Genomic DNA, 23,129 nt, shown 5'->3' on the forward strand with positions numbered 1-23,129 from the left:
CAACAGGAAGGGATGAAAAATAGTGGCTGAAAATAAAGTGCATCGACGACGTGGTAAAGCACTTGAAGACGCGATCTTAGATGCAACCTGGCAGTTGATTCAAACAACCGGATACTTAAATATGACAATGGATGATATTGCTAAAAGTGCTCACACGAATAAAAATGCGATTTATCGGCGGTGGAAGACAAAATTAGATGTTGGGATTGCGGCGATGAGAAAAAATGTCCCGTTTCAAAAATTTTATTTGCCGGATAATGGGAATCTAAGAGCTGATTTGATTGAATTACTTTCTGAATCAGTGCCAACCGTACATTTAATCGGAATTAAAAACATTAAGGAAATTGCCCGAGATGCTTTTAAAACGATAAACGAACCCGGGGGGATTAATGTCAAGCAGTTCTCAACGACCCCTTCAGAAGGGAACTTCATTACCCAAAATCTGCTTAAAATTCTGAAAAGGTCGTTTGACCGAAATGAGATTGAAACCGATCCAGCGTCATTTGATCCAACGGTTATGAATCTGCCACTTCTTTTGATGATGTCACGGATCATTGGGGAAGAAGCTTATAATTTAGAAACGGTCACTTTCTTTGTAGATAAAGTGCTGCTCCCTGTTTTTAAATCTCAGTAGGACGTTGTTTTTTTAGAATAGACGGTTTGAATTCCAAAATATAAAAGCTCGCAAGCCATTTGGCTTGCGAGCTTTTATATTAATCACAATTTGTTCCTTAAATGTTATTTTTAACTGGGCAGATTTAAAAAGCGTGAGGGAGCTGTTTTCAAAAGTTAATGAATTTATTAAGCCCCTTGCTTTTACGATTTGTTGATGATAGGATATTGTCATCGTAAGGTACTTAAAGTACCCAAAAGTAATTGAGGTGTTCATATTGAAAGTGATTGAAACTAAAGGATTATCAAAGCAATTTGGTAAGAAGCGCGTGATTACCAATGTTAATTTGAATGTTGACCAAGGAAGTATCTACGGATTTTTGGGGTTGAATGGTGCTGGAAAATCAACAACGATGCGGCTACTACTCAAGATGATTCGACCAACTTCCGGCACAATCTTTATTGAGGGCCGGGATGTCGCAACGTTACCGGCCGATTTTTGGAATCAGGTTGGTTATATGATTGAAACGCCGCATGCTTACCCGAATTTCACGGTAGCCGAAAATCTAATCATGTATGCTAAGCAGCGGTTAATTCCACAAAAGCAGATAATGGAACGAATTAGTACGCTTAGCCGGCAATTATTGTTGACGCCATACTTGCATGCAAAGATTAAAGATTTATCTCTGGGGAATAATCAAAAAGTTGGCCTTGCCAAGACGCTAATTCATCAACCTAAAATTTTATTATTAGATGAACCGACTAATGGATTGGATCCAGAAAGCTTAGTTGCCGTGAGAAATACGCTAAAAGAATTGGCAGCTAACGGGACCACTATCTTTATCTCAAGCCATTTATTGGGGGAGATGGAAGAAATGGTTACTCAAATTGGCATTTTGGCTCATGGTCGGTTATTACGTGAACTTGATTTTGACCAGTTTAATCGAGAACGCAAAAGTAAATTAGCCATTCAGATTGATGCCAAACAAGTGGCATTGACTAATTTCTTAACTGAAAAAGGATTAACTGTATCATCGACTGGTAAGCAATTACTGGTCTCCGGTGTAGCAACTGCTGACTATGCATCCTTACTAAATGCTATTGAAAATCAAGACTTTCGGCCAACGACCTTTCAACCGATTCAAGAAGACTTGGAGTCGTTTTTCTTGCGACAGATTGGAGATGTCAACAATGTTAGCAATGATTGAAATTGAATTAAAGAAAATTTGGCGCAGCAAAATGCCAATTTACCTGTTCCTAGCCTTTGCAATCTTACTGTTTTTCCATATTCAATCCCATACATGGAATGACTTTATTAGTGAAAAGTTAAACTGGTTCACAATGGTGATGGGGATGATGGGGTTTGGAATCTTTAGCAGTTGGCAGTTTGGCCGGGAATACCAGGATGAAACCTTTAAGGATTTACTTGCTCTGCCAGTCTCACGGAATAAAATCATTTGTGCAAAACTAGTTGCCCTGGCGGTTACGGAAGTGTTACTTTCAATCCTCTCAGTTGTTTGGATTTTTGCGGTTGGGTTATTTTTGCACTTGGGAACATTTCACTTGGCCGGAATTGGGACACAACTAGTTAACTTTGGGTTATCGATGGTTGCCGCAATCGGTTTAACATTTCTTTTCTCGTTAATTGCCAGCTTGTCACGGGGAATTCTCGCGCCGATTAGTGTCTCGTTTGCAACCCTATTACTAGGGAAACTGGTAGCGGCTGACACGATTGGCCATTATTTTCCATGGTCGGTGCCAATGCTTCAAGCAGCGCAACCCAGTTCGATTAACGCGATTAGCTGGTTAGCCGTTGGTCTCATCGCTTGTATTGGCGTATTTGGAACGATGGTCTGGTGGACCTATGGTGATCATACTGATTAAAGGATCCGGAAGAAAAGACGCAGTGGGGTAGTATTTATCGCATTAGTTGCGTTAATGACAGCTGGATTAATAACAATAAAAAGAGTGGGACGAAAGCCCGGTTACGCGGCAGGAAGTTGCCTTTTGGCGTACGTTTCCACTCGGTAATAATCGTGATTACACAACAACGGGGCTGGGACAAATAATTTTGTCCCAGCCCCGTTGTTTGTTATTGCGATTGTTATTGAACAGCCGGCGCAACACGTACTAGTTAAAAATAGCTTGTAACATTTGAATGATGAGCCAGCAGATTGGAAACAGCAGCCACCAAAAGCGGGCCAGAAAGTCCCAACCGTTCATTTGACCGTATCGACGCTTGTAGCGACCCTCGGTTGGGTCAAAGGCATATTGGGTTTCATCGATTTTGGATTTGGTTTCCTCAGTTCCAAGAACCAACGTGTCTAAACTGATCCCAAATATTTCAGCTAATTTCACTAAATTATTTAAGTCGGGGGTGGCATCACCCTTCTCCCATTTAGAAACTGCCTGGCGAGAGACGTAGAGTTTCTTGGCAATATCATCTTGAGATAGGTTTTGACCTGTTCGATATTTCTTGAGCTGAGCTGCGAATTGAAGCATGATGATCGCTCCTTTCTGTTAACCTTATTCTGACGGATCATCGGCTCATTATCAAGAAAGCCGTGGTTGCAAACCTGCACTAATCTAATAAGAATTGCGCAACTTTTAGTAGAAATTAGTAAGACGATCATTGATATGAGTGTACTCTGACGGGTTGCGATCTATCGTTGAGCCTAATGGTTATGATCAGGATATAAGCAAAAACCGCAAACTGCAAACTTAAAAACTTGGATGATGGGCAAAAGCATCCGTAACTTGAAAAGTATTGAGTTGATCATCATAAAAGTAATGGGAAATGGTTCTTGCTTAAATTTCGTTTATCAAATCATGACATTTGTCATATCAACTCATGACAGTCATGTCTGGTTTAAGACTGTTGGATTTCCTACAATTATCAGTGTAGAAAAGAGGAGGCGGTTGACATGACATCAGTCATTGAAGTCATGAACGTATCGAAAGAATTTGAGAAGAAGCAGGTCTTGTCTAATGTTAGTTTTAAAGTGCAACCGGGTGAAATTATTGGGTTGATTGGCCAAAATGGTGTTGGGAAGAGTACCTTGATTAAGCTATTGTTGGGACTAACCCAGCCCAGTTCTGGTCAGATTACTGTTTTTGGAACTCATCCAACGGATAAAGCAATCAAGGATCATGTTGGTGTTATGTTCCAAGACAGCTTCGGGATTAGTCGGATTAAAGGAAATGAATTAATTAAATTGGTTTGCAGCTACTATTCACATCCTTTATCGTTTAAAAATATGGTTGCACTTGCGGACTTGGGTAATGATTTAACGACCATGGTTTCCAAGCTTTCCGGTGGTCAGCGACGAAAATTGAATTTTGCACTTGCGATGGCCGGTAATCCTGATCTGCTATTTTTGGATGAGCCAACTGCCGGGATGGATACTAATAGCCGTTACGATTTTTGGCAGCAGGTTCAATCCCTGGCCAAATCTGGGAAAACAATTATTGTGACCAGCCATTATTTAGCCGAAATTGAGGATGTTGCAACCAGAATTCTGTTCTTGAAGGATCATCACTTTATTTACGATGGCGCACTTAACGAACTCCAAAAAGAGTTTACCCGAATCATTGTTGAATTTGACAGTGATTTATCGGAATCTGAGTTAATGAAGCAGTTACCATCCGGTGAGTTGGATTCACATTTGCAGGATCACTATGTCTTTTTAACCGATGATGAAGATCAGTTATTAACTGAACTATCACCACAGATGGCCAGAGTTAAAAATGTTCGGGTTACTCAGCGATCATTAGATCAAATCTTTAGAGAAGTGACGAAAGGAGTGGAAGTTCAATGAGAACATTTATCATGCAGGTTAAAAATAATTTTATGAGGCTGATTGTCAGAAACCCACGTTTTTTCCTATTTGATGTTGCGATACCCGCTGGTTTCTACGTTCTATTTACCAAAGTGATGAATCAGGGAATGCCGGCTTCTTTTAACCAAACCTACCTCATTAGCATGGCAATTTATGCAACGATTCTGTCGTCAATTATTACGGTTGCCAACAATATTTTTGCCGACCGTGAACAACAATATATGCGCTTTATTGATGTTTCACCAATTAGCCGTGGCAGTTATTATACATCCATGGGAACTGTTTTGTTTCTGTTAACATTAATCGAGGTTGGCATTGTTGAAGCAGTGGCTAAATTTTATATCGGCGTTTCATTTCCTCTGACGACATGGCTGGCAATTTTGGTGTTGGCATCTCTGGGAAGTATCCCAATCATGATTTTGGGCGTGGCTTTGGCCTTTTGTGGGTCATCAGACCTAATTAGCATGATGACGTATATGCTCGTATTTCCACTTGCCATTTTAAGTGGCCTCTGGTGGCCGATGCAAATGATGCCAACCTGGGCTCAGCATATTGGCAAACTCTTACCAACTTACCAGACTTCTGTTATTGTTAATGATGTGGTCAATCAAAAATCATGGTCGTTAACCGCGACGGGTGGCGAAGTGGCCTGGTTGGTGATTGCGTTAGTGATTTTGATTAGCGTTCAAAAAATAAAAAGGGTTCAACAAGCGTAAAAGTTTATGAAATTTTTGAAAAAGTATATTTTATTTCCAAAACGGTTTGGTATTTTTCCCTATATCTGGATGATTTGGATTATTTACCCAATTACGGATTTATGGCCGTTTAATCGGGTTGATACCATTATCCCAACAATCCTGCTGATTTGTTTTCTATGGTTTTACCGGAATGGCTACAGTGTCTCTAAAGCCCTGCCAATCTGGATATATGGCCAGTATGGCATTATCTTTGTCCTGACAATAACCAATGAATGGATCTATCTCTTATTATTTTCAGCTTGGGAGATTTCTTCATTGCCGGTCAGTAAGCGGACATTTCATCAGTTCCTAGCGGGGTACTACATGACCTTGGTCGTCTGTATGGGGTTATTGATGGCCCTCGATGAGATGACGCCGTGGTCGTTTACCAATCAAATGAGCATTGTGATGGTATTGTTTTTGATTTTATCGCCACTGGGTGGTAAATCGGTTGCAAATTCGTACCGGCGCTCGCAACAGTTAAGGCAGCAGAACTCTCGGTATGCAAATTTAATTAAACGTGGCGAACGTGAACGAATTGCCCGTGATTTGCATGATACGTTGGGCCAGTCATTTTCAATGATTACCATTAAATCTGAGTTGGCAGCTAAATTGCTTGATAAGAACCCGGATCAGGTTAAAAATGAATTAAAGGAAATTTCTGAGGCATCGCGCCAAAATTTACAGTTGGTCAGAAATATTGTAACCGGACTTAGGCAAACATCGATTGCAGAGATTATGATTGAACTGGCTGATGAACTAAAACTCCAGCAGATTAGTCTAATGACTGATGGGGAAGGTCAAACCAACAAGTGGCCGCATGACATTCAAAATATTTTAGCAGATATTTTGCGAGAGGCGATTACTAATGTAATGCGGTATAGCCGGGCAGATCAAGTTGAAGTTCACTTTACGCAAACCAAAGCTGCCTATCACTTAATGGTTGCTGATAACGGCAAGGGCTACAAAGCAGTTCGAAAAGATGCCATGGCATTAAAGGAATGGCAGAACGCCCCAAAATTGTCGGTGGAAAATTTGGCATTCAAACCAGCCGATCTGGGACAGTCATCAATGTGCAACTACCAAAGGAGGGATGATAGTCATGGCAATCAAAATTATTTTAGCTGAGGATCAGAGTTTACTCAGTAGTGCTTTGGCACAATTACTCAACTTGGAGGATGACTTAGATGTTATTGGCACCTATGCGGATGGTCAGGCGGCTTGGCAGCATATTAAATATGATCATCCGGACGTTGCGATTCTTGACATTGAAATGCCTAAGCAGACTGGACTTCAAGTAGCTGAAACCATTCATTCCGAAAAATTGCCTGTGAAGGTCATTATCTTAACAACTTTCGCTAACAAGCAATATTTTGAAACGGCGGTTCAAGCAAAAGTGAATGGTTATTTGTTAAAAGATATTCCAAGCGATGAGCTAATTCAGTCCATCCATGAAGTGATAGCGGGCAAAACGTTATATTCACCGGAACTGGTCACGTCAATTTTAGGGGATGTAACCAACCCACTGTCACAAAAGGAAACCCAGATTTTAAAGGAAATTAGTCTCGGAAAATCAACTTCTGAAATTGCCAAAGCATTGTATTTATCAGGTGGAACGGTACGTAATTATATCTCGGCGATTCTCAGTAAATTGGGGGCCGTTAATAGAATTGAGGCGTTAAATATTGCGGAGAAGCATCGGTGGATGTGAGAGAGCGCAAAGAGAAGCGCTTAGGTTCCAGAATATAAGTCCCTTAACTCGATATTCCAGGTTTGGGAATATCGAGTTAAGGGACTTATATGGCCGGAGCCTGCTTCTCCTTTGCGCGTTTCAGCAAGGTAGCCGGCCCTCAAACACGTTGTTAATTTGAAGATACTAAGGTTAGAGGGGTTATATGGCCGGAGTCTGCTTCTCTTTGCGCGTTTTGACAAGGTAGCCGTCCCCAAACACATTGGTGATTTGAAGATGTTAAGGCTAAGGAGCTTATACAGTCGTTTTTTTAACTTTGATGGAGGCCCTAGAAAAAATAGTCATCCGATTTATATATTAAAAAGGAGCTTGACAAAAATGCCAACCCCTTAATTTCTTGATAATTATTTTTATTTATATCACTTAAGCTTTATTCTACTAAACTACTTTGCCCGTTTATCAGCTTCACCCTGCAGCAGGCGGAGCTGTTTTTGGGTATTTTCATAAACCTGACTAAGTTGTTTGGAACGGTTGCGCGTCATTTCAATGCGTTCATCGAGTTCCTGATCGGTATAGTTTGATAATTGACGTTGGGTCTTTTCGGTTAATTCATAGGCATGGCGAACGACATAGTAGCTGATTCTGCCAACATTGACCAGTTGTTTGCCAGCGGTTCGAAAGCTTGGTGTTGAACTGAAATCAGTGATGCCCTGCATGACCTTTTCACTAACGTGGGTATCCCAGTAAGTAATTAGTGGACCGGTAAAGAATGCAACGATAATGGTTGCGAAACCAACATCGCCGCCAATGAAGAATGCGGCTACCATGAAAATAATATCCTGTGTGATTCTTGCCCAGCGGTACTTCACGTGAGTCCGTTTTGAAATAATGGGGGCAATGGCATCATATGGTGCAACACCTAAACGAGCGCCCATATAAAGAGATGATCCTAACGTAAATAGCAGTAAGCCAAATACTAGATTAGTCATAATCGTAAAAATGTTAACCGTGTTTGGCAATATTTGATGGTAAATGATTGAGAACCATTGGATTTCGTAACCAACCAAGACCATGTTCATGATGGTTCCAATTCCGATCTTTTTGCGGTCAAGCAATAGTACCAATACGAAAATGACTAAGTTGACCATTAATTGAACATTGCCAAGGCCAGCACCTAATTTACCCGCCAGTCCTGTGTTGGTGGCCGTAAATGGATCCAGTCCGACGTTGCCCTCACGAAGCAGGGTTGTTCCAGTTGAAAGAATGGCGATGCCAACGAACGCCATCAACGCTCGCAGGCCAACGTCAGCAAATTTATTCAGACTGACGTTGGGAGAGTCTTTTTCCTCACTTGCTTCTGGATTACTGTTTTGTGGGTTACTTGTCATCGAAAGCTTCCTTTCTCTTACTTGTAAAAGTCATCCTTACCTGTTCAATTACTATCTATTATAACATCTGAAATAAAATGTTCAACGATTGACATAAGTGATTGGCAAAGAAGCACCGGCCTTAATGGTAGAAACTGACACGTTAAAAGCAAAAATCTCATCCCGTCATTACATAAGTCACAATGATTGGGATGAGATTTTTAACGATTGAAAATGGTCTTTGATGTTAATTAGAATTCGGCTTTATATTTAATAGTGTAGGTTTTTTCTTCGCCAGCTGGAAGTAAAACACTGCCGAAACCTTCGTGATTTGGTGTATCTGGCAGGTTTTGAGCTTCCAAAGCAATCCCCATGTGAGCAACGCCATCACCACGGGTGAACTTCACGCCGTTTAAATCATCTGGAGTAAAGACGACCAATGCGTTACGGGCTGATTTAATTGAAACCTTACGGCCGGAATCAGGATCTGCCAACGTTGCAATCGGTTGATCGACAGAATGATCATTGATGACATAAACTTCGTCATACGTGTGACCAACGCTGGTCTTCATATCATCGATTCCCTTTTTAATGTTTAAGCCTGACCGGAAATCATAGGCAGTGTCGGCAACGTTAATCATCTTACCGCTTGGGGTCTTATCTTTGTTCAGTTCAAGATACCTGTCAGCATTGATTGTTAATGTTTGACCGTAGACGTTATCATGATCACTTAAATTGAAGTAAGCGTGTTGGGTTGGGTTAAATAATGTATCGGCATCACTCTTTGCAGAATAAGTAATGGTAACTTCATTGTCATCACTCAACGCAAAGACAATTTTGACATCGATATTTCCTGGGAAGGAATCGTCCGTTGAATCAATATGTTTTTCAAAAACAATTTGGTTGTCTTCAAAGGAACCATTCCAGATTTGGGTGTTAAAGCCGTGAGGACCACCGTGTAAAGTGGTGGTGCCTTCGTTGGCATCAACGTGGTATTCTTTTCCCTTAATTGAAAAAGTACCCTTAGTGATTCGACCAGCAGTTCGGCCGATTGCTTGACAGAAATATTGGTTTTTCATAATTTCTTTACTGTTGTCCATGCTTAGGAGAACATTAGCTTTTTTACCATTTTTGTCTGGAAATTCAAATGCGTTCCAAGTAGCACCTAATGAAATTGCTGAAATGGAAACACCGTTATCATTTGTTAGAGTAAACCGTTGAATATCTTGACCATTATACTTATCGAATAATTCTTTTTTGATTTGCATTGTTGTTATTCTCTCCTTAGAAATAATAAATTGCGGCTTGAAACCGCTTTTATATGTATTATAATATCTTTTTGTACGGTGTTGCAATACAAAATATTGTATTTATCCGTACAATTCTATATAAATTTTTCCAGAAGTATGATATTTTATTAGTGGAGCGTCCGATAACCACTAGTTGGTTTTGAAAAGTAGCTGTTTAAGCCAAAAACGAATTATCCAAGAGATTAAAGATATGGCGTTGGACGTTATTCACGCGTTGAGGGGCAGTTAATACTCAGTTTGCTTACATCCATTTCTTAGCTGAGTGACTGACTCTCATGCTTATCTGCTTTCGGGGGAAGAAATTCGAGGAGTTTATTATGAGCACTTTTTTGTACGTTTTATCCGGTATTTCTGATCTGTGTTTACTGGTCTTGATTTTTGCGTGGGGGTTTGATTATGCACGTAAAGACCGCAGTAAAATCAAGCATAAGCGCCACTATGGTTTATGGGCGCTGGTTTCGTTGGTTTTGACCGTTGTTTTGATGCTGATGGCTGGATCAGGACAATAAATCAGTTTGCAGGGGTCATGATTGTCGTGTAAACCATGAAGTGGCGTTAAGAAAGGTTAAAATTTGTTTGATCTTTCTCCTTATTATACTAATGACAAGGAAGGATGAAGAGATTAAATAAGTCTTGACCCGATAATTTTTAAAACGGGGGATTCAGTAATGGAAACGAAGTACGTTAAAGTTAAAAAGAGTATCAAAAGTAACATTATTAATGGTAAGTATAAAATCAACGAGAAAATTCCAACTGAATCCGAATTAATGGCAATGTATTCGGTTAGTCGCTATACCATCCGACGAGCTGTTGGTGATCTTGAACACGAAGGTTACATATATCGTGTTCAGGGTGGCGGCATGTACGTTAATGATTGGATTAATAAGAAAGTATCTGCTGATCGTTCTAATCAAAGTGTTGGGGTTGTGACCACTCACATTGCCGATTACATTTTTCCAAATATTATTAGTGGCATTGATCAAGTTATCTCCGAACAGGGATTATCAATTTTAATTGGCAACACCCATGATGAATATGATAATGAACGACATAATTTACTTAATATGCTGGACAATGACGTGGTGGGATTTATTATTGAACCAACGAGAAGCACCTTGGAAAATCCGAACTTGGACGTTTATCAAATGATTGTTGAATCCGGCAAACCGGCTGTTTTCATCAATGCCCACTATCCACAACTTGATTTTCCCTATGTCGAGATTGACGATACAGAATGTGAAAAAAAACTTATGGATTATTTATTGGATAATGGTCATGAACAGGTTCTGGGCGTTTTCCAAGTCGATGATCTTCAAGGTGTCAATCGGATGAATGGGTTTATTAAATCTTATCAAACGCATCCACAGGTTTCCTCATCCGGGGATATTATGATGTATCGGTCGAGCGATGATATTAACAACGTTCTGGATAAAGTGAAAGATCGGGTCATCTCACCGGATGTGCGGCCAACTGCGATTGTCTGCTATAACGATCAATTGGCAATTGAGGTGATTGGAATGCTTAGTAAGGAAGGAATTTCGGTTCCAGATGATATTTCAGTTGCTGGATTTGATGATTATGAAATTTCTAAATATATTGATCCTGGATTAACAACGATGGTTCATCCAAAACGAGAAATGGGGACAACGGCAGCTAAGCTTCTATTAGATATGTTAAAAAAAGGAGATGGGTCCCCCAAAATCTTGGATTCGAAATTAATTATCAGAAATTCTACTAAAACAATCTAAAAAATGAAAAAAGTTTTCTAAGATTTAATCACATGAAAGGTGGTGATGCGACGGCGAGCGCGCCCATTCTTCTTTTTTTATTCGTAAAATTTTTATGCTAACAAATCAAAAACAGGTTGATTTATGCGTACAAATATTTTATACTCTTTTTGTAAGCGATGTCAGAAACCGTTTACAGTGTGCGCACAATGTTTCAGCAATTTTTGTTTTTTGGTTATAAAAATAATCGAATGGGGTGCTCGTTTTGAAGAAAGTTTCAAACGGTTTTATCTATAGTTTTGGAGCACTAGGTGGTTTGCTCTTTGGTTACGATATTGCGTCGGTTTCCGGTGCAATTCTGTTTATTTCAAAGCAACTTCACTTAGGACCATGGCAACAAGGTTGGGTTGTTAGTTCAGTATTGATTGGTGCCATTGCTGGTGCCCTTGCAACTAGTAAATTTTTGGATACGTATGGTCGTCGTAAGTTATTAATCTGGGCTTCCGTCATCTTCTTTGTTGGTGCGATTACATCTGGTTTTGCACCTGATTTCTGGGTATTGTTATTTACCCGAGTTATCTTAGGAATTGGTGTTGGAATTACTTCTGCATTGATTCCGGCATACCTGCATGAACTTGCACCCAAACGGATGCATGGTGCGGTTGCAACAATGTTCCAATTGATGGTTATGATTGGAATTCTGTTAGCTTACATTTTGAACTACACGTTCTCTCACATGTATACAGGCTGGCGTTGGATGTTGGGATTTGCCGCATTACCAGCTGCAATCCTATTCTTCGGTGCAATTTTTCTTCCTGAAAGCCCTCGATTTTTGGTTAAGATCGGCAAGCTTGATGATGCACGTCAAGTTTTGCTAAACACCAACAAAGGTGATCAAGGCGCTGTTGATACTGCTTTGAAGGAAATTAAGGAAACCGCATCTGTTAAATCAGCTGGTTGGAAAGAATTATTTGGTAAGGCTGTTCGTCCAGCATTAATTACTGGACTTGGCGTTGCAATCTTCCAACAAGTTATTGGTTCAAACAGTGTTATCTTCTATGCGCCAACTATTTTTACCGATGTTGGTTGGGGAGTTTACGCTGCCTTACTTGCACATATCGGAATTGGTGTCGTTAACGTTGCCGTTACTGTGGTTGCAATGCTATTAATGGATAAAGTTGACCGTAAAAAGATGTTGGAGTTTGGTGCTACTGGAATGGGCTTGTCATTGCTTGTTATGTACATCATTCTTAAGTTCGATAATGGTTCACAAGCAGCCGCTATCGTTAGTGCCATTGCTTTAACAGTTTACATTGCTTTCTATGCAACAACTTGGGCTCCTGTAACCTGGGTTCTAATTGGTGAAGTCTTCCCATTGAATATTCGTGGATTAGGAACATCATTATGTTCAGCAACTAATTGGTTAGCTGATATGGTCGTTTCACTCACGTTCCCAATGATGCTTAGTTCATGGGGACTTGATAATGCATTCCTGTTTTACGCCGCAATTTGTGGGATTGCCATTTGGGTTACTCATACTAAGTTCCTTGAAACCCGTGGTAAGTCACTTGAAGAGATTGAACTTGATCTTCACAAGCGTGCCGTTGCTAATAAGGAGACTTCCAAGACTGCAAACTAAGATTTGCAGGGCATAGTTTAGCTAAATAAAGGTATTAAAAAAGGCTGATCTGTTCAGAGGCCTTGTTTAAAACAAATATTATTAAACACAGAGGAGAGAAAACATTATGTTACAAGTTCCTGATTATGAATTTTGGTTTGTTACTGGTAGTCAACACCTATATGGTGAAGAACAACTTAAATCAGTTGAAAAAGATGCCCGTGACATCGTTGACAAACTGAATGCTACTGGTACATTACCTTACCCAATCAAGTTTAAGATGGTTGCAACAACCGCTGACAGCATCACTCAATTAATGAAAGATGTTAACTATAATGATAAGGTAGCCGGTGTCATTACTTGGATGCACACATTCTCACCTGCTAAGAACTGGATCAGAGGTACTAAGTTACTTCAAAAGCCATTACTTCATTTAGCTACTCAATACTTGGATCATATTCCATATGACACCATTGATTTTGACTACATGAACTTAAACCAAAGTGCTCATGGTGACCGTGAATACGGCTTTATCAATGCGCGTCTTCAAAAACACAATAAGATTGTTTATGGCTACTGGGGCGATCCCGAAGTTCAACAAGAAATTGCTGACTGGGAAGACGTTGCTGTTGCTTACGACGAAAGCTTTAAGATCAAAGTTGCCCGTTTTGGTGACAACATGCGTAATGTTGCTGTTACTGAAGGTGACAAAGTTGAAGCTCAAATTCAATTTGGCTGGACCGTTGATTACTATGCGTTAGGTGACTTGGTTGAAGCTGTTAACGCAGTTCCTGAAAGTGATATTGACGCTAAGTACAAGGAATTACAAGATAAGTACGAATTTGTTCAAGGCGATAACGACAAAGATAAATATGAACATTCAGTTCGTTACCAAATTCGTGAATACTTTGGTATCGAGAACTTCTTGGACAAAGGTAATTATTCAGCATTCACCACTAACTTTGAAGACCTTTATGGTTTGGAACAATTACCAGGTCTTGCAGCTCAATTGTTGATGGCTGAAGGTTATGGTTTCGGTGCTGAAGGTGACTGGAAGACAGCTGCTTTGGATCGTTTGACTAAGATTTTGACTCACAACCAAGCAACTGCATTCATGGAAGACTACACCCTTGAATTGCAAAAGGGTAAGGAAGCTATCCTTGGATCACATATGCTTGAAGTTGACCCTGGTATTGCCAGTGACAAGCCTCGAGTTGAAGTTCACCCATTGGATATTGGCGGTAAAGCAGATCCTGCACGTTTGGTATTTACTGGTCGTGAAGGAGACGCAATGGACATCACAATTTCAGACTTTGGTACTGAATACAAGATGATTGGTTATCCTGTTGAAGGACACAAAGCGCCAAAGCCAACGCCACATCTACCAGTTGCAAAACAAATGTGGACACCAAAGGTTGGTTTGAAGCATGGTGCTACTCAATGGATTCAAAATGGTGGTGGCCATCACACTGTTTTGACATTCGCTGCTACTGAGACTCAAATTCAAGATCTTGCAACAATGTTTGGTCTCCCATTTGCTGATATCAACGAATAATTGTTGTTTATAAATCATATTTAAAGCACACAAAAGTAAGGTTGGGGCGGCTGCGGCTGTCGCAACCTTCTTTCGTACATAAAATGAATCCGTTATCTTTGATATAATAAAGTAATCAAATGGTTGGAGGTTGCTTTTATGGCAAAAACTGAAAAAGAAAAAATGCTGGCTGGCGAACGATATCTGAATACCGATCCGGAATTGGCTGATGAACGACGAACTAATCGCCGATTAATTAATCAGTTTAATGATGTTTCCAAAACCAATCCTGAAACGGGAATTGAAGTGATGCGTCAAATTCTTAATCGGGCTGGGAAAAACCTGGATATTCAACCCCCGTTTCAGTGTGATTATGGCTACAATATTAATGTTGGTGATAACTTTTTTGCCAATTATGGCTGTTGTTTTATCGACGTTGGGGCAATCACGTTTGGTGATAATTGTCTGTTGGGACCGAACGTTCAAATTTACACGGTTAATCACGCCTTTGATGTCAAAGATCGTGACCGGGGTGTTGAAATTCCAGGTAACGTGACGATTGGCGATCATTTATGGGCTGGCGGTGGTGTTATCATTACGCCGGGTGTGACCCTTGGCAATAATGTTATAATTGCGGCAGGTGCCGTTGTGACTAAATCATTTGGTGACAATGTGCTGATTGGTGGGAATCCTGCCAGAGTAATTAAAAAATTGAAATAATATTGGAGGAATTAGTTTGGCTAAACATACGATTGGAACCACAGTTAAGTTAGCGGATGGTAATGAAATGCCAATTGAAGGCCTTGGTGTTTATAAAATGACCAAGGAAGATGAGCTGATTAATTCTGTTAAAGTTGCCTACGATGCCGGATATCGGTTATTTGATACTGCTCAAATGTACGGCAACGAAGCAGCAGTTGGCAAAGCAATTAAAGATTTGAATGTTAATCGTGATGATATTTTTGTCACGACAAAGGTTGCCGAAGATAATCAAGGTTATGATAAGGTAATTGCTTCAGTGGAAGAATCACTTAAGAAACTTCAGCTGGACCATGTTGATTTGTTATTAGTTCATTGGCCAATCAACACTCACTTTTTCAAAACATGGCGAGCTTTTGAAAAGCTAAAGGAACAAGGCTTAACTAAGTCAATTGGAACAAGTAATTATGGGATGCTGCACCTTCAGTACCTTGCAACCAAGGCAAATGAGATGCCAGTCGTTGATCAATTGGAGGTTCACCCATATTTATCGCAACAGGCGATGGTTACCTTTAATAAAGAAAACCATATTGTAACGCAGGCCTGGGCACCATTGGGCCGTGGCCGAATTTTTGAAGATCCGATTATTTTGAAAATTGGTAAGGCTCATGATAAATCGGCTGCGCAAGTTATCTTACGCTGGCATTTGCAACGGGGCGACTCGTTCATCCCAAAGTCAGTGCATCCGGAGCGAATTAAGCAAAATGCCGATATTTATGACTTTGAGCTGAGTGATGAAGAAATGAAGCTGGTTGACAGTATCAATAAAAATACGAGAATCAGCCAGGAACCAGAAATGGTTTATGAGATCGGACATCAATATCCGCATGGATAGAAAACAGAGTGCGCCCAGAAGCGGTTAACTCCCAGAATATAAGCAACTTTAGCCAATATCCCGGTTTGAGGATATTGGCTAAAGTTGCTTATATTCTGGGAGTTGCTTCTGGGCGCACGTTTCGGCATGGTAGCCACCAGCCAATATCCCTGATTTGGGGATATTGGCTGAAGTTGTTTATATGGCCGGGAGTTGCTTGTCACAGCACGTTTCGGCATGGTAGCCACCAGCCAATATCCCCGGTTTGAGGATATTGGCTAAAGTTGCTTATATAGCCGTGAGCCACTTGTTACACTGCGTTTTTACCATAATAAGGAAAATTCAGACCACTCTTTGGTAAATAATGACGTAGGGGTATTTACTAACCCAGTGCCACATCCAAAACCATCATTAAGGTAAAACCGGCCATAATGCCAAAAATCGCCCAGTGAGATTCCGCAGTTGTTCGTGCGTGAGCCTCTGGAATCAATTCCTTACAGGCAACGTAAATCATTGCACCGGCTGCGAATGCGAGCGCATACGGCAAAATCATGTTAACTGAAGCAACTAAGATGGCGCCTAAAATACCAGCAACGGGCTCAACCACTCCACTTGCCTGACCATACATAAATGCCCGGGTTCGACTCATCCCGCTTTGACGCAACGGGATTGAGACAGCAGCCCCTTCCGGAAAGTTTTGTAGGCCAATTCCAATTGCCACGGTTATGGCTGCCAAGATCATTGCTGACTGGTTACCGCTGGCAGCTGCCCCAATTGCCCCGAAAGCGACACCAACGGCAAGGCCCTCCGGAATATTATGCAAAGTGATCGAGAAGACGAGCAAAATCGTTCGTTTCAGCTGTGTTCGACGGCCCTCGGGATGCCGGTTATGTTTTAAATAAAGGCGTGGAATGATTTTATCGGCAATATAAAGGAAAAGCCCCCCAAGAATAAAACCGGTTGCAACAACTAGCCAGGGAGTCCGATCTTGTTGTTCCGCCAAGCTAATCGCTGGATCCAGTAGCGACCAAAATGATGCGGCAATCATGACGCCTGCAGCAAAACCATACATCATGGCCAGCGCATTACTGCGGATTGTTTTAAACGCAAAAACGAGGGCTGCCCCTAAAGCAGTCAACCCCCAAGTGAATAAAGTTGCCAGTAGTGCTTGCTGCCATGCAGCCAAATTTAGCAGGAAATTCATGTGACACCTCACTTATAGAAAAATTGATTTTTTGTCATTAATTTAAATACCTTGTTAACGTAATTATAACAATTAAATAAAAACATTTCATGAATATGATATTAATTCATGTATATAAAAAACGAGTAATTAAATTGTAAATTCTTGAACATTAAAGTGGTTTTGAGTGATTAATTACTGGTAATTCGCTATACTTAAAGTGATATCTGAATATAGAAGCAATATAATTTAACGAAATGGGATGATTTTATTGGCAAAGGTCACGGCATATTTGGTCCGACATGGACAGACATACATGAACCTATACAACAAAGTTCAAGGTTGGATTGATTCCCCACTAACCGAAAAGGGGATTGCAGATGCAAAGAGTGCGGGCAAGCGACTTGCAAAAGTTGATTTTAACGCAGCATTTACCAGTGATTCTGGTCGGGCAATTGACACGGGTCGCTTAATTTTAAAAGAAAATCCGCATAATATGAACATTGTTAGTTACCAGTATCCTGAAATCCGGGAACAATTCCATGGGTATTTTGAAGGAAACGATTTAAACCAGATGTGGCAGTTTGTTGGGGCACAAGTTCAGAAGACGAGTGAAAAAGAAGTTTTAAAGGATTTCGGCTTGGAACGTGCACGAGATCTCATTCATCGAGCTGATTTGTATAATAATGCTGAAAACAACGCGATGTTTTGGGAACGACTGAACATTGGGTTTGATAAGATTCGCCAAAATACCCATGACGGGGAAGATATTTTGATTGTGTCGCATGGGATGACGATTCGTTCAATTGTTGACCGCTATGCACCTGATTTGGATGATGGCACGCCAATTCAAAATGGGAGTATTACCAAGCTCATTATTTCGGACGATGATATTAAAGTTGAATGGGCTAATAATTTAGGGTCAATTGATAAGTAATGTTGTATTGCTTCACGTTCTTAAATATGATACATTGACATAGATTATTAACGACGTGCGAGAAAAAAGTGGTTAGCTTCCAGAGCATAAGTGGTCCAACCCAATTATCCTTGATTCTGGGATGTTGGGTTGGGCTATTTATATGATCAGACACTGTTTTTAAGGATCAAAATTGATTTTTAACAGAAAACACCGTCGGTTGATAATATGTGAATTTAAAGTAAAGCATTTCATCCAGACGATTTGCATGATTACGATAATTGATCAGACTATTTTGAACAAAAAGAACGCGAGGGACATTAATTGATTACAATTTCAGACATGGGATTACAACTTTCAGGTAACAAGCTTTATGACAACGTTAATTTAAAATTTACACCGGGAAATTGCTATGGGGTCATCGGCGCAAATGGTGCTGGTAAATCGACTTTTCTTAAATTACTGGAAGGCAAAATTACCCCCACAAGTGGTGAAGTGCATGTTGATAAAAACGAACGAATTTCGAGTTTAGCTCAGGACCATTATGGCTTTGAGGATCAAACTGTCTTGCAAACAGTTATTCAGGGCTATCAGCATTTGTATGATGTCATGCAGGAGAAAGATACCTTGTATGCCAAGGCCGATTTTTCTGATGAAGACGGGATCCAAGCGGCAAATTTGGAAGCTGAATTTGCTGAAATGGATGGTTGGAATGCTGAAGCAGATGCCTCACAATTGTTGCAATCTCTTGAGATTCCCGAAGGTCTTCATCAACAATTGATGAGTGAATTAACTGAAGGCCAAAAAGTGAAAGTCTTATTGGCTCGGGCGTTATTTGGCAATCCGGATATTTTACTGTTGGATGAGCCGACAAACGGATTGGATGTGTACACCATTGAGTGGTTAGAAAATTTTCTGGCCGACTATCGCAACATTACCATTATTGTGTCTCATGACCGCCATTTCTTAAATCAGACTTGTACAATGATGTGTGACGTTGATTTTGGTGAAATCAGAATGTACGTGGGTAACTACGATTTTTGGCTACAGTCGAGTCAATTAGCCGCTAAGATGAAGGCTGATTCCAATGCCAAAAAAGCTGATAAAATCAAGCAATTGCAAGAATTCGTTGCTCGATTTAGTGCCAACGCGTCTAAATCAAAGCAGGCAACTTCGCGGAAGAAACAACTTGATAAGATTACATTAGATGATATTAAGCCGTCATCACGTAAGTACCCATTCATCAAATTCGAGGAGGAGCGGCCATTAGGTAATGACTTGCTGCGAGTTGATAAATTATCGAAGTCAATTGATGGCGTTCAAATCTTGGATAATGTGACCTTTACATTAAGGCCAGGGGATAAGACCGCTTTAGTAAGTCGAAATGATTTAGCAACCACGACGTTAATGCAAATTCTAGCTGGCACAATGAAACCGGATGCTGGTGAAGTGACATGGGGGCAAACCGTTCAGATGTCTTCAATGCCAAAGGATTTTGCGGCCGAGTTTAACGATAACGATCAGCGAATTATTGATTGGTTGAGGCAATATGCCCAAAAGGGTAGTGATGACGATGCTTTTCTTCGCCAATTTTTAGGCCGGATGTTATTCTCCGGTGATGATGTTAACAAACAGGTTAAAGTCCTTTCCGGTGGTGAAAAAGTCCGGTGTATGTTATCCAAAATGATGCTCCAAAAGGGCAATACGTTGCTCTTGGATGATCCAACCAATCACTTGGATTTGGAATCCATTACGTCACTCAATGAGGGATTAGTGAGTTTCCAAGGTTCGATTATTTTTACGTCTCATGATCATGAATTTATCCAAACAATTGCCAATCATATTATTGAGGTATCTAGTAATGGTATTATCGATAAGGCAGATACAACGTATGACGAGTTTATTAATCACCCGGATGTCCAAAAGAAATTGGCCGATTTGTATAAATAGGGCGATAATAACAGGCTTTGGCCGGTAGTTGTTTCGAAAGAATTTAGTGAATTAAGAAAGTGGGGGCTGGGACAAAATTACTTTTGTCCCAGCCCCCACTTTGTGTAATCACGATTATTACCGAGTGGAAATGTGCGCCAGCAAGCAGACCCCGGCCATATAAGTCCCCTAACTTAATATTCCAAAATCGGGAATATTAAGTTAGGGGACTTATATTCTGGGATCTAATCGCTTGCTGGCCCACTCTGGTTTTTACGTTATTTATTAAATTATTTTTGAAATTAAGTACTAAACGAGGAGAATCGTGTTCCTAAGCGTTCCTGCTTTGAATTCGGAAGTTCCAACCGGCTGCTGCCAATGCCAGCAAACTCAATATTGTGACCACTAAGTAGTCGTAGCGGCCACCAATAAAGGAACGTTGAACAAATGAGCCACTGCCGTTATTTTGACTGGCGGCCATAATTGCGGCTAGGATACCAACGCCAATTGATCCAGCAAATTGTTGTAATGTGTTGAAAAGTGAATTCACGTCTGCGGTATTTTGTTTAGGAACATTTAACGAAGCATTTGAAATCGTATTTGAGAAGCCCATGTTAAAGCCAAATCTCAGTAGGCAAAATGCTAACGTAATTATGATTGCCGTTAGCCATTGTTGGACGATTATAAATATTAGACTCCCTAATGTTAAGCAGCTTAATCCAATTATAATTGGTAAGGCGTAACCATGTTTATCAGCGGTTCGACCTGCAAACGGAGAAGTCAAAGCGCCAATAATTGAGCCTGGTAGTAAGGTTAACCCGGCGATCATTGGTGAAGTATGCAACACATATTGGCAATAGACCGGGATAACAAATGAGATGCCAATATTAACAAATTGGAGGCTGAAGTAGGTGAATGCGGACAATGACGTCGTTCGCTGTTTTAAGATTCGGATATCTAATAGACGTGTCTTGCCATGGGTATCGCTATAAATAAAAATTGCCAAACTAATTAGTCCGACGATCAGCGGCAGGATGAAAGGTATACTAATAATTGGTGCTGTTGCGGCCTGACTGACAGCGTAAACAAGTGCCGTTAATGTTAACGCAAGGAAAAATAGGCTGAGGGCATCGAATGATGACTTGACACCAAGTGGCGCGATTCGAATATACTTAGTTCCTAATAACCAACTAATGATAACGATGGGTAAGACCAACCAGAAGATCATTCGCCATGAAAGCAGTGATGAGATAACGCCACCATAAGTTGGGCCTAATGCTGGGGCGAGAGAAATGACCATCCCAGCCAATCCAGTCATGGAGCCGATCCGCCCCTTGGGAATCTGGGTGAAAATAATGTGAAACATCAATGGTGTTGAAAGGCCGGTCGCCATAGCTTGAATGATTCTGCCAATTAATAATATTGAAAAGCTTGGTGCGATTGCACACATGATGTCACCAATGACAAAGGCGATGGCCGCGAATAAATGAATCCCGCGGGATGGAAATCGTTTGAGCAAATAAGCAGTCGTTGCCATTACGATTGTTACCATTAATAGGTAACCGGTTGTTAACCATTGAACGGCGTCAAGAGTAACGTTGAAAATTTTGGATAGTTCAGGAAAGGTAACGTTCATTGAAGTTTCTGTTAAGATGCCGGTAAATGAAAGAAGTGCGGCTGCTAGTAATGCCAGTAAGGTTTTTCGTTTAATGTTTTCATTTAAGTCATTATTTTGCAAAACTTTTTCTCCTCGTTTTTGTGTAATAAATGACACGAAAAAAGAGAGCTAAATCGCGTTAACGCTCTCAAGTAATGCTTGTGGATCCGAATCTATAGGTTCATCCAATCGAGATCCCAAACAACGCCCATTGCTTTTTCGCCGGTGTGAACGGTGATGGCCGGACTAATTTGATACGTACTGATCGAGGCCGCCGGGAAGCGATCGTGTAGGGCAGTTACCCAAGTTTCGCTAAGGTGGGGATTATTTGCATCCGCTACTGAAATTCGAATTGGTAGCTCAATTTTGGCAGTCGAGTCTTGAATGGTTGTGATAATTCGATTTAATGCTGATTTCATGGTTCGTTCCTTAGCGAAGGGAACAATCTTTCCGTTGTTGTCAAATGTTAAAATTGGCTTGATTTTTAGAAGATTGCCAACGAACGCCGATGTATTTGAAATTCGGCCGGTTCGTTGGAGATGTGACAAACTATCAACAACGAGACAGACGTGAATTGAGTCGCGTAACTGCTCAAGTTTAGGTAGAATTTCAGCTGCATTAGCGCCGTCGAGGGCCATTTTCCCGGCTAATAATGCGAGGTCGGCTTCACCGGCGCTGGCAATTCTAGAATCAAAAGGATAAACTTTGATGCCGGTTACTTCGCGACTGTAAGCGACCAGGTTTTGATAGAACGTGGTGATTCCGGATGATAAGTTAACGCAGATAACTTCGTCGTAGCCATCAGAAATCAAGTTGTCAAACGCCACCTGCATCTGACCCATAGTCACTTGGGAAGTTGTGGGCAATTTTGGCGATTCAGCCAACATTTTTAAGAATTCCTGGGAGGTAATATTAACCCCATCTTGGTATTCGGTGTGATCAAAAATAACGGTGATGGGCAGGATAGTAATGTGATATTTCTGAGCTAAATCTTTGTCAAGATAACTGGCACTGTCGGTAATAACTGCAGTTTTCATAAATAATAAATTCCTTTTTCTTGGGATTGTTTTAATTGTACGCTTGTTGGGTGGGGTTATAAAGGAATAGAGTGTGCCAGTAAGCGGTTAGATCCCAGAATATAAGCTACCCCAACCTAATATTCCGGTTCTGAATATTAGGTTGGGGTAGCTTATATGGCCGGGATCTGCTTACTGGCACACGTTTCGGCATGGTAGCCAGTAATTATTCCGGTTCTGAATATTAGGTTGGGGTAGCTTATATGGCCGGGATCTGCTTACTGGCACACGTTTCGGCATGGTAGCCAGTATCTCATTCCGGTTTTTGAATATTAGCCTGAGGTAGCTTAAATGGCCGGGATCTGCCCTCAGTCGCACGTTTTGGCATGGTAGCCAGTAAATTCCGGTTCTGAATATTAGG

The 23,129-nt window shown here is 40.7% G+C and carries 21 protein-coding genes; 15 read left to right on the top strand and 6 right to left on the bottom strand.

Going from position 1 to position 23,129, the window contains the following annotated elements; all coding sequences use genetic code 11:
• Positions 1 to 22 precede the first annotated feature (22 nt).
• The 3 genes from FC85_RS07845 (at position 23) to FC85_RS07855 (ending at position 2,496) form a co-directional block, all read left to right on the top strand.
• Entirely contained in the window at positions 23 to 634 is a 612-nt protein-coding gene (locus tag FC85_RS07845) for a TetR/AcrR family transcriptional regulator (RefSeq protein ID WP_225427603.1), read from the top strand.
• A 262-nt stretch (positions 635 to 896) separates the two neighbouring features.
• Positions 897 to 1,820, top strand: a complete 924-nt coding sequence (locus FC85_RS07850; RefSeq protein ID WP_225427605.1) for an ABC transporter ATP-binding protein — start codon at positions 897 to 899, stop codon at positions 1,818 to 1,820.
• Positions 1,804 to 2,496, top strand: a complete 693-nt coding sequence (locus tag FC85_RS07855; RefSeq protein WP_057864983.1) for an ABC transporter permease — start codon at positions 1,804 to 1,806, stop codon at positions 2,494 to 2,496. The genes FC85_RS07850 and FC85_RS07855 overlap by 17 nt, the downstream gene beginning before the upstream one ends.
• Before the next feature lie 246 nt (positions 2,497 to 2,742).
• Here the strand turns inward: FC85_RS07855 and FC85_RS07860 are convergent, their stop codons facing one another.
• Complete coding sequence (locus FC85_RS07860; protein ID WP_057864984.1) at positions 2,743 to 3,114, bottom strand: helix-turn-helix domain-containing protein; 372 nt, start codon at positions 3,112 to 3,114, stop codon at positions 2,743 to 2,745.
• Between the two features lie 422 nt (positions 3,115 to 3,536).
• Here FC85_RS07860 and FC85_RS07865 point away from each other — a divergent pair, with 422 nt between their 5' ends.
• Genes FC85_RS07865 through FC85_RS07880 form a run of 4 tightly spaced genes read left to right on the top strand, consistent with a single transcriptional unit; the run spans position 3,537 to position 6,899 of the window.
• Positions 3,537 to 4,430: an ABC transporter ATP-binding protein gene (locus FC85_RS07865; RefSeq protein WP_057864985.1), complete on the top strand. Its 894-nt coding sequence runs from the start codon at positions 3,537 to 3,539 to the stop codon at positions 4,428 to 4,430.
• On the top strand, positions 4,427 to 5,167 hold the full coding sequence (locus tag FC85_RS07870) for an ABC transporter permease (RefSeq protein WP_057864986.1): 741 nt from the start codon (positions 4,427 to 4,429) through the stop codon (positions 5,165 to 5,167). The genes FC85_RS07865 and FC85_RS07870 overlap by 4 nt, the downstream gene beginning before the upstream one ends.
• 6 nt (positions 5,168 to 5,173) lie before the next feature.
• Positions 5,174 to 6,316 carry a sensor histidine kinase gene (locus tag FC85_RS07875; RefSeq protein WP_057864987.1) on the top strand — a complete coding sequence of 381 codons (1,143 nt, stop codon included), beginning with the start codon at positions 5,174 to 5,176 and terminating at the stop codon, positions 6,314 to 6,316.
• Positions 6,291 to 6,899, top strand: a complete 609-nt coding sequence (locus FC85_RS07880) for a response regulator transcription factor (protein WP_057864988.1) — start codon at positions 6,291 to 6,293, stop codon at positions 6,897 to 6,899. The genes FC85_RS07875 and FC85_RS07880 overlap by 26 nt, the downstream gene beginning before the upstream one ends.
• Before the next feature lie 422 nt (positions 6,900 to 7,321).
• On the opposite strand, the gene FC85_RS07885 is transcribed toward FC85_RS07880, so the two are convergent.
• Entirely contained in the window at positions 7,322 to 8,266 is a 945-nt protein-coding gene (locus FC85_RS07885) for a YczE/YyaS/YitT family protein (protein WP_057864989.1), read from the bottom strand.
• A gap of 230 nt (positions 8,267 to 8,496) precedes the next feature.
• Entirely contained in the window at positions 8,497 to 9,513 is a 1,017-nt protein-coding gene (locus FC85_RS07890; RefSeq protein WP_057864990.1) for an aldose epimerase family protein, read from the bottom strand.
• 359 nt (positions 9,514 to 9,872) lie between these two features.
• On the opposite strand from FC85_RS07890, the gene FC85_RS07895 reads away from it, so the two are divergent.
• The 6 genes from FC85_RS07895 to FC85_RS07920 all read left to right on the top strand — a co-directional run bounded on the left by FC85_RS07895 (position 9,873) and on the right by FC85_RS07920 (position 16,028).
• Positions 9,873 to 10,064, top strand: coding sequence for a hypothetical protein (locus FC85_RS07895; RefSeq protein ID WP_057864991.1), 192 nt, complete (start codon positions 9,873 to 9,875; stop codon positions 10,062 to 10,064).
• 159 nt (positions 10,065 to 10,223) lie between these two features.
• Entirely contained in the window at positions 10,224 to 11,303 is a 1,080-nt protein-coding gene (locus FC85_RS07900) for a GntR family transcriptional regulator (RefSeq protein WP_057864992.1), read from the top strand.
• Positions 11,304 to 11,547: 244 nt separating this feature from the next.
• Entirely contained in the window at positions 11,548 to 12,921 is a 1,374-nt protein-coding gene (locus FC85_RS07905) for a sugar porter family MFS transporter (RefSeq protein ID WP_057864993.1), read from the top strand.
• Positions 12,922 to 13,027: 106 nt separating this feature from the next.
• The gene (gene araA / locus FC85_RS07910; RefSeq protein WP_057864994.1) at positions 13,028 to 14,455 is read left to right on the top strand and encodes an L-arabinose isomerase; all 1,428 of its coding nucleotides are present in this window, start codon (positions 13,028 to 13,030) and stop codon (positions 14,453 to 14,455) included.
• 138 nt (positions 14,456 to 14,593) lie between these two features.
• The gene (locus FC85_RS07915; RefSeq protein ID WP_057864995.1) at positions 14,594 to 15,154 is read left to right on the top strand and encodes a sugar O-acetyltransferase; all 561 of its coding nucleotides are present in this window, start codon (positions 14,594 to 14,596) and stop codon (positions 15,152 to 15,154) included.
• 67 nt (positions 15,155 to 15,221) lie between these two features.
• The gene (locus FC85_RS07920) at positions 15,222 to 16,028 is read left to right on the top strand and encodes an aldo/keto reductase (protein WP_371862966.1); all 807 of its coding nucleotides are present in this window, start codon (positions 15,222 to 15,224) and stop codon (positions 16,026 to 16,028) included.
• A gap of 361 nt (positions 16,029 to 16,389) precedes the next feature.
• Here FC85_RS07920 and FC85_RS07925 read toward each other — a convergent pair whose 3' ends face one another.
• A complete protein-coding gene (locus FC85_RS07925; protein WP_057864997.1) occupies positions 16,390 to 17,211 on the bottom strand; it encodes a ZIP family metal transporter in 822 nt (273 codons plus the stop codon).
• A 250-nt stretch (positions 17,212 to 17,461) separates the two neighbouring features.
• Here FC85_RS07925 and FC85_RS07930 point away from each other — a divergent pair, with 250 nt between their 5' ends.
• The gene (locus FC85_RS07930) at positions 17,462 to 18,127 is read left to right on the top strand and encodes a histidine phosphatase family protein (protein ID WP_057864998.1); all 666 of its coding nucleotides are present in this window, start codon (positions 17,462 to 17,464) and stop codon (positions 18,125 to 18,127) included.
• A gap of 303 nt (positions 18,128 to 18,430) precedes the next feature.
• Complete coding sequence (locus tag FC85_RS07935) at positions 18,431 to 20,056, top strand: ABC-F family ATP-binding cassette domain-containing protein (protein ID WP_057864999.1); 1,626 nt, start codon at positions 18,431 to 18,433, stop codon at positions 20,054 to 20,056.
• 310 nt (positions 20,057 to 20,366) lie between these two features.
• Here FC85_RS07935 and FC85_RS07940 read toward each other — a convergent pair whose 3' ends face one another.
• Both FC85_RS07940 and FC85_RS07945 read right to left on the bottom strand, forming a co-directional pair.
• Positions 20,367 to 21,773, bottom strand: a complete 1,407-nt coding sequence (locus FC85_RS07940) for a DHA2 family efflux MFS transporter permease subunit (protein ID WP_057865000.1) — start codon at positions 21,771 to 21,773, stop codon at positions 20,367 to 20,369.
• A 92-nt stretch (positions 21,774 to 21,865) separates the two neighbouring features.
• Positions 21,866 to 22,729 (bottom strand): DegV family protein, encoded by an 864-nt coding sequence (locus tag FC85_RS07945; RefSeq protein ID WP_057865001.1) that lies wholly within the window; start codon positions 22,727 to 22,729, stop codon positions 21,866 to 21,868.
• Between the last annotated feature and the right edge of the window lie 400 nt (positions 22,730 to 23,129).

Origin of the sequence: Lentilactobacillus diolivorans DSM 14421, assembly GCF_001434255.1 — a bacterium.
GTDB lineage: Bacteria > Bacillota > Bacilli > Lactobacillales > Lactobacillaceae > Lentilactobacillus > Lentilactobacillus diolivorans.

What these genes read in the sequence shown, in the direction of transcription:
- FC85_RS07855 (WP_057864983.1), top strand. Translation starts at nt 1,804, where the DNA reads ATGTTAGCAATGATTGAAATTGAATTAAAGAAAATTTGGCGCAGCAAA.
- FC85_RS07860 (WP_057864984.1), bottom strand. Translation starts at nt 3,114, where the DNA reads ATGCTTCAATTCGCAGCTCAGCTCAAGAAATATCGAACAGGTCAAAAC.
- FC85_RS07865 (WP_057864985.1), top strand. Translation starts at nt 3,537, where the DNA reads ATGACATCAGTCATTGAAGTCATGAACGTATCGAAAGAATTTGAGAAG.
- FC85_RS07870 (WP_057864986.1), top strand. Translation starts at nt 4,427, where the DNA reads ATGAGAACATTTATCATGCAGGTTAAAAATAATTTTATGAGGCTGATT.
- FC85_RS07875 (WP_057864987.1), top strand. Translation starts at nt 5,174, where the DNA reads ATGAAATTTTTGAAAAAGTATATTTTATTTCCAAAACGGTTTGGTATT.
- FC85_RS07880 (WP_057864988.1), top strand. Translation starts at nt 6,291, where the DNA reads ATGGCAATCAAAATTATTTTAGCTGAGGATCAGAGTTTACTCAGTAGT.
- FC85_RS07885 (WP_057864989.1), bottom strand. Translation starts at nt 8,266, where the DNA reads ATGACAAGTAACCCACAAAACAGTAATCCAGAAGCAAGTGAGGAAAAA.
- FC85_RS07890 (WP_057864990.1), bottom strand. Translation starts at nt 9,513, where the DNA reads ATGCAAATCAAAAAAGAATTATTCGATAAGTATAATGGTCAAGATATT.
- FC85_RS07895 (WP_057864991.1), top strand. Translation starts at nt 9,873, where the DNA reads ATGAGCACTTTTTTGTACGTTTTATCCGGTATTTCTGATCTGTGTTTA.
- FC85_RS07900 (WP_057864992.1), top strand. Translation starts at nt 10,224, where the DNA reads ATGGAAACGAAGTACGTTAAAGTTAAAAAGAGTATCAAAAGTAACATT.
- araA (WP_057864994.1), top strand. Translation starts at nt 13,028, where the DNA reads ATGTTACAAGTTCCTGATTATGAATTTTGGTTTGTTACTGGTAGTCAA.
- FC85_RS07915 (WP_057864995.1), top strand. Translation starts at nt 14,594, where the DNA reads ATGGCAAAAACTGAAAAAGAAAAAATGCTGGCTGGCGAACGATATCTG.
- FC85_RS07920 (WP_371862966.1), top strand. Translation starts at nt 15,222, where the DNA reads ATGCCAATTGAAGGCCTTGGTGTTTATAAAATGACCAAGGAAGATGAG.
- FC85_RS07925 (WP_057864997.1), bottom strand. Translation starts at nt 17,211, where the DNA reads ATGAATTTCCTGCTAAATTTGGCTGCATGGCAGCAAGCACTACTGGCA.
- FC85_RS07945 (WP_057865001.1), bottom strand. Translation starts at nt 22,729, where the DNA reads ATGAAAACTGCAGTTATTACCGACAGTGCCAGTTATCTTGACAAAGAT.